This is a genomic window from Roseicyclus sp., from assembly GCF_052168335.1.
Lineage (GTDB): Bacteria > Pseudomonadota > Alphaproteobacteria > Rhodobacterales > Rhodobacteraceae > Roseibacterium.
Genome location: NZ_JBQLZP010000228.1, coordinates 1 through 5,899, shown reverse-complemented (window position 1 = coordinate 5,899; position 5,899 = coordinate 1). Strand labels below are relative to the sequence as shown.

Annotated in this window: 6 protein-coding genes and 2 pseudogenes; 6 read left to right on the top strand and 2 right to left on the bottom strand. The window is 70.7% G+C overall.

Translation table 11 applies throughout. From position 1 onward, the window contains the following. A pseudogene (locus tag ACTS11_RS07125) lies at nt 1–582 on the bottom strand (2-isopropylmalate synthase); the annotation flags it as partial. Nucleotides 583–848: 266 nt separating this feature from the next. Between ACTS11_RS07125 and ACTS11_RS07120 the strand changes: the two are divergent. From ACTS11_RS07120 to ACTS11_RS07095, 6 genes are all read left to right on the top strand, one after another. Continuing rightward, a complete protein-coding gene (locus ACTS11_RS07120) occupies nt 849–1,562 on the top strand; it encodes an SDR family oxidoreductase (RefSeq protein ID WP_442639634.1) in 714 nt (237 codons plus the stop codon). Nucleotides 1,563–1,657: 95 nt separating this feature from the next. Further along, entirely contained in the window at nt 1,658–2,323 is a 666-nt protein-coding gene (locus ACTS11_RS07115; protein ID WP_442639633.1) for an SDR family NAD(P)-dependent oxidoreductase, read from the top strand. Beyond that, entirely contained in the window at nt 2,317–3,846 is a 1,530-nt protein-coding gene (locus ACTS11_RS07110; RefSeq protein ID WP_442639632.1) for a cryptochrome/photolyase family protein, read from the top strand. The genes ACTS11_RS07115 and ACTS11_RS07110 overlap by 7 nt, the downstream gene beginning before the upstream one ends. 74 nt (nt 3,847–3,920) lie before the next feature. Further along, nucleotides 3,921–4,472 carry a 2OG-Fe(II) oxygenase gene (locus ACTS11_RS07105; protein WP_442639631.1) on the top strand — a complete coding sequence of 184 codons (552 nt, stop codon included), beginning with the start codon at nt 3,921–3,923 and terminating at the stop codon, nt 4,470–4,472. Between the two features lie 105 nt (nt 4,473–4,577). Further along, a complete protein-coding gene (gene wrbA, locus ACTS11_RS07100; RefSeq protein ID WP_442639630.1) occupies nt 4,578–5,168 on the top strand; it encodes an NAD(P)H:quinone oxidoreductase in 591 nt (196 codons plus the stop codon). A gap of 41 nt (nt 5,169–5,209) precedes the next feature. Beyond that, nucleotides 5,210–5,641, top strand: a complete 432-nt coding sequence (locus ACTS11_RS07095; RefSeq protein WP_442639629.1) for a DUF1801 domain-containing protein — start codon at nt 5,210–5,212, stop codon at nt 5,639–5,641. Between the two features lie 3 nt (nt 5,642–5,644). On the opposite strand, the pseudogene ACTS11_RS07090 reads toward ACTS11_RS07095, so the two are convergent. Further along, nucleotides 5,645–5,899, bottom strand: a pseudogene (locus ACTS11_RS07090) (MBL fold metallo-hydrolase); the annotation flags it as partial.

The window sequence follows — 5,899 nt, the reverse complement described above, 5'->3', positions numbered from 1 at the left end:
CTCGCATTCGGCGATCAGCCGGCGGATCAGGTCGGCGGATTCCGCGGGCGCGGTGTAGCCCACGGTGTCGGGAATGTTGATCGTCGTGGCGCCCGCGCGGATCGCGATCTCGACCACGCGCTTGAGGTAGTCCCACTCGGTCCGCGTCGCGTCCATCGGCGACCACTGCACGTTGTCGCAGAGGTTGCGGGCATGCGTGACCGTCTCGTGGATGCGCTCGGCCATCTCGTCCATGGTCAGGTTCGGGATGGCGCGGTGCTGCGGGCTCGTGCCGATGAAGGTGTGGATGCGCGGCGACTTCGCGGGACGCACCGCCTCCCAGCAGCGGTCGATGTCCTTGAAGTTCGCGCGCGCGAGCCCGCAGATCGTGGCGTTGCGCGCCTGTTTCGCGATCTCCTGGACGGCGGCGAAATCGCCTTCGGAGGCGATGGGAAAGCCCGCCTCGATGATGTCGACGCCCATCTCGTCGAGGAGATGCGCGATCTCGAGCTTCTCCTCGTGGCTCATGGTGGCGCCGGGCGACTGTTCGCCATCGCGGAGCGTCGTGTCGAAGATCAGGACGCGGTTCTTGTCGGTGGTCATGGTCGTGTTCCTTAGCGGCGTTGCGTGTCTTCGGCGCTGGTCCTCCCCTGAGCGGTCGCGCCGGATGGCACGCTCAGAGGCGGCTAAGGAGAAGCAGGCCAAGCAGGGCGGGCCGCGCGAAGGGCGCGGCGAGGGTCGTGGTATGGGCCTGCGTGGTCATGTGTGCGGAGAATACGAATTCGCGCGGGCTTGAAAACCCCAAATGAAGGTCAGCGCGGCTGACCGGTCCCTTGCGGCGACGCGCCCCTGGCCCTAGCTCCCGGCCCATGACCGAGGACACGCGCACAGCCATCGTCACCGGAGGGGCAGGGGGGATCGGCCGCGTCCTCTGCGCCCGCCTCGCCGCCGCGGGCTGGCGGGCCATCGCCGTCGACCGTGACGGAGCGGCGCTCGAGGCGCTGCCCGAGGGGATCGCGCGCGAACGGGCGGACGTGGGCGACGAGGCCGCCGTCGCCGCCTGCTTCGGGCGGCTGGGGCTCGACCGGCTCGATCTTCTCGTGAACAACGCCGGCATCGCGCATCCGGACGTGGGCCGCCTCGAGGAGCAGAGCTTCGCGACCTTCCGCGCCTATGTCGACAGCCACCTGACCGGCGCCTTCCTGATGAGCCGAGCCGCCGCCCCCGCGCTCCGCGCCGCGCGGGGCGCCATCGTCAACGTCTCCTCCACCCGCGCGCTGATGTCCGAGCCGAATTCCGAGCCCTACGCCGCCGCCAAGGCGGGGCTCCTCGGGCTCACCCACGCGCTCTCCATCAGCCTCGGGCCGGAGGTGCGGGCCAACGCCATCCTGCCCGGCTGGATCGTGACGCCGAAGCACGGGGATCTCACGGCGGAGGATCACGCCCAGCACCCGGTGGGCCGCGCGGGCACGCCCGACGACATCGCGGACGCGGTTCTCTACCTCGCCGACGCGGGCTTCGTCACCGGGCAGACGCTGGTGGTGGACGGCGGCATGACGCGGAAGATGATCTACGCCGAGTGAGCGGGCACGACGCGGGGCTTCGGGGGCAGGGCGACGGTGTCGCACCCGCCACGGTCCGATTGACCAGAGCCTCGGGCGCCTTAGCTGGCCCGTCCATGACGAACGCACTGGTGATCGGGGCCTCGGGCGGCATCGGCCGCGCCGTGGCGGAGGAAATGAAGGCGCGGGGCGCGACCGTCACGGCGCTGTCGCGGGCGGAGGACGGGCTCGACGTGACCGACCCGGCCTCGGTCGCACGCATCATGGGCGCGCTGGAGGGGCCGTTCGAGGCGGTCTTCGTCTCCGTCGGCATCCTCGCCCCCGAGGGCGGCACGCCGGAGAAGCAGCTCCCGGCCATCGAGGCCGACGCAATGGCGCGCGTCTTCGCGGTAAACACGATCGGTGTCGCCCTGCTTCTCTCGCACCTGCCGCGCCTCCTGCCGCGCAAGGGGCGGTCGGTCACGGGCGTTCTGACGGCGCGCGTCGGCTCCATCGGCGACAACAAGATGGGCGGCTGGTATTCCTACCGCGCCTCCAAGGCCGCGCTGAACCAGATCGTGCATGGCGCGGCGGTCGAGATCGGGCGCACGCACCGCGAGGCGGTGATCGCCGCCCTCCACCCCGGCACCGTCGCGACGCCCTTCACCGAGGGCTACAACCCCGGCCACGGCAAGACCGCGCCGGAGGAGGCCGCGCGGAACCTCCTCGACGTGATGGCGGGCCTGACGCGCGCGCAGTCGGGCGGCTTCTACGACTACGCGGGCCGGGAGATCCCGTGGTGAGCCGCCTCGTCCTCATCCTCGGCGACCAGCTCTCGGAGGAGATCGCGGCGCTGCGCGAGGCGGATCGCGAGGCCGATACGGTGGTGATGGCCGAGGTCATGGCCGAGGCCTCCTACGTCCCCCACCACCCCAAGAAGATCGCCTTCCTCTTCGCCGCGATGCGCAAGTTCGCGGCGGGGCTCGAGGCCGATGGCTGGCGCGTCCGCTACACGCGCCTCGACGACCCGGAGAACGCGGGCTCCATCCTGGGCGAGCTTCTGCGCGCGGCCGAGGCCACGGGTGCCTCCGAGGTGCTGGCGACCGAGCCGGGCGAGTTCCGCCTGATCGCGGCGCTGGAGGACAGCCCGCTGCCCGTCCACATGTTTCCCGACGACCGCTTTCTCTGTTCCCACGGCGAGTTCGAGGCCTGGGCCGAGGGGCGCAAGGAGCTCCGGATGGAGTGGTTCTACCGCGAGATGCGGCGCAGGACCGGTCTCCTGATGGAGGGGGACCAGCCCGCGGGCGGCAAGTGGAACTTCGACCACGAGAACCGCAAGCCCGCGCCGGACGACGTGGAGTTCGGCGGGCCCATGCGCTTCACGCCCGATCCGGTGGTGGAGGAGGTGCTCGACCTCGTCGACGCGCGCTTCGGCGACAATTTCGGCACGCTGCGTCCCTTCTGGTTCGCGACGGACCGGGGGCAGGCGCGGCGCGCGCTGTCGCATTTCATCCGCAACGCGCTGCCGAAGTTCGGCGACTTCCAGGACGCCATGCTCGACGGCAACCGCTTCCTCTACCACGCCGTCGTCTCGATGTACCTGAACGCCGGTCTCCTCACCTGGCGCGAGATCTGCGAGGCGGCGGAAGCCGCGTGGCAGGCGGGCGAGGCGCCGCTGAACGCGGTCGAGGGCTTCATTCGCCAGATCATCGGCTGGCGCGAATACATGCGCGGCATCTACTTCCTCGAAGGCCCCGACTACACGAAGCGCAACGCGCTCGGCCATTCCCGCAGCCTGCCCGCCTTCTACTGGACGGCCGACACCGACATGCGCTGCGTCGCGCGGACGGTCGAGCAGACGCGCGACGAGGCCTATGCCCACCACATCCAGAGGCTCATGGTGACGGGCAACTTCGCGCTTCTGGCGGGGATCGACCCGCACGAGGTCCACGAGTGGTATCTCGCCGTCTACGCCGACGCCTACGAATGGGTCGAGGCGCCGAACGTCATCGGGATGAGCCAGTTCGCCGATGGCGGGATCGTGGGCTCGAAACCCTACGTCTCGGGCGGCAACTACATCCGGAAGATGTCGGACTACTGCACCTCCTGCCGCTACGACGTGGGCGAGAAGTCCGGGGAGAAGGCCTGTCCGTTCAACTACCTCTACTGGGCCTTCCTCCACCGGCACCGCGACCGCTTCGGGAAGAACCCGCGCATGGCGCAGATGTACCGGACCTGGGCGCGCATGTCCGAGGACAAGCGGACCGCCGCCCTGCAGAGCGCCGATGCATTTCTTGGCAGGCTCGACCGGGGCGCGCGCGTCTGAGCCGTCTTGACGGGCGCGCGGGCGCACGCCATCTGCCGCGCGTCCGGCCAGCACGGCCGCTGGAGAGCCCGCAGATGATCGCCGTCCATTCCGTGCCCGGGGCGCTGAGCGGGGCCGACTGCGCCCGCCTCCTCGAGGCGCTGGCCGAGGCGCCCGCCCGCGACGCGGGGCTCGTGCGGCAGGCCCGCGACCACAACCTGCGGCGCGCCGATCTCCACTGGCTCGACGAGGTGCCGGGGACGGAGTGGGTGATCGAGCGGATGATCGACCTCGTCCGCGCCGCCAACCGCGAGGTCTTCGACTTCGACATCACCGAGTTCGCCGAAAGCCCGCAGGTCGCCCGCTACGGGGCCGAGCGCGAGGGGCATTTCGGCTGGCATTCCGACATCGGCGAGGGGCGGCTCGCGGAGCGGCGCAAGCTCACCATCGTCGTGCAGCTCTCCGAGCCCGAGGCCTACGTGGGCGGCGACCTCGAGGTCATGCCGGGCGCCAACACCATCGCCGCCGACCGCGCGCGCGGGGCGGCGACGCTGTTCCCGTCCTTCGTCCTCCACCGCGTGACCCCGGTGACGAAGGGCGAGCGGCACTCCCTCACCGTCTGGTGCCACGGGACGCCCTTCCGCTGAGCTGTGAACGGGCGCACAGGCGCGTTGCGGCGGTGCGGAGTTGAGCGTCACGGCGCCGCGCGCCACCTCCCCGGGGTCGAACAACCGCGAACAGGGAGCACGCAAGTGTCCAACGTCAAGCTCGCCGTCATCTACTACTCCACCTACGGCACCAATCACCGCATGGCCGAGATCGCCGCCGAAGCCGCCCGCGAGGCCGGCGCCGAGGTCCGTCTCCTCCGCGTCCCCGAGACCGCGCCCGCCGAGGTCGTCGCGGGCCAGGACGCCTGGAAGGCGCAGGCCGAGAAGACCGCCCACATCCCCGAAGTGACCCATGCCGACATGGAATGGGCCAACGCCTACCTGATCTCGGCGCCCACCCGCTACGGCGTCGTGGCGAGCCAGGTGCGCGCCTTCATCGACACGCTCGGCGGCCTCTGGTTCGAGGGCAAGCTCGCCAACAAGACCTTCTCCGCCATGACCTCGGCGCAGAACGTGCACGGCGGGCAGGAGACGACGCTGATCTCGCTCTACACGACCGCGATGCACTGGGGCGCCGTGATCGTGGCGCCGGGCTACACCGATCCGGTGCTCTTCGAGGCGGGCGGCAACCCCTACGGCGTCTCGACCCAGGCGGGCGGCGTCACCGACAAGATCGAGGCCGCGATCCGTCACCAGGCGAAGCGCCAGGTCGAGATGACGGCGAAGATCGCCTGACGCCTCGGGCCGTGCTAGTCTGCGCCGCGGGAGACGCACCCATGGCGCAGACGAACAAGACGCAGGCGACCGAAGCGGACGTGACCGCTTTCCTCGAGGCCGTCCCGCACCCGCGGCGTCGGTCCGACGCGCTCAGGCTCGACGCCATCTTCCGGGACGTCACGGGCTGGACCCCGCGGATGTGGGGGCCCTCCATCGTCGGATACGGGCGCTACGCCTACGTCTACGACAGCGGGCGGGCGGGCGAGTTCCTCGCCACCGGCTTCAGCCCGCGCAAGGCCAACCTCTCCATCTACATCCTGCCCGGCTATGCCGACTTCGGCGATCTGCTGGCCCGGCTCGGCAAGCACCGGCACGGCAAGGCCTGCCTCAACGTGAACGCCCTCGCCGATATCGACGAGGGCGTCCTGCGCGAGCTGATCCGGGCGGGGCTCGACGATCTCGGGCGTCGCTGGACCGTCGAGCCGACCTGAGCCTCAGCCCATCAGTTGCCCGGCTTCGGGCACCCAGCGGAACTCGGCGCCGTCGCGTCCCGGCGCGACGTAGCCCACCGCCGGGAAGGGCATGTGGTAGCCGATCGCCGGGATGCGGTCGGCGGCGATCATGCCGAGCACGCGGCGGCGGCTTTCGGCGGCGGCCGCCTTGTCGGCGTCGAAGCGCACCTCCCAGTCGGGGCGGGCGAGCGACCAGACGGGGTGGTTGGCGAGGTCGGCGAAGATCACGAGACCCTG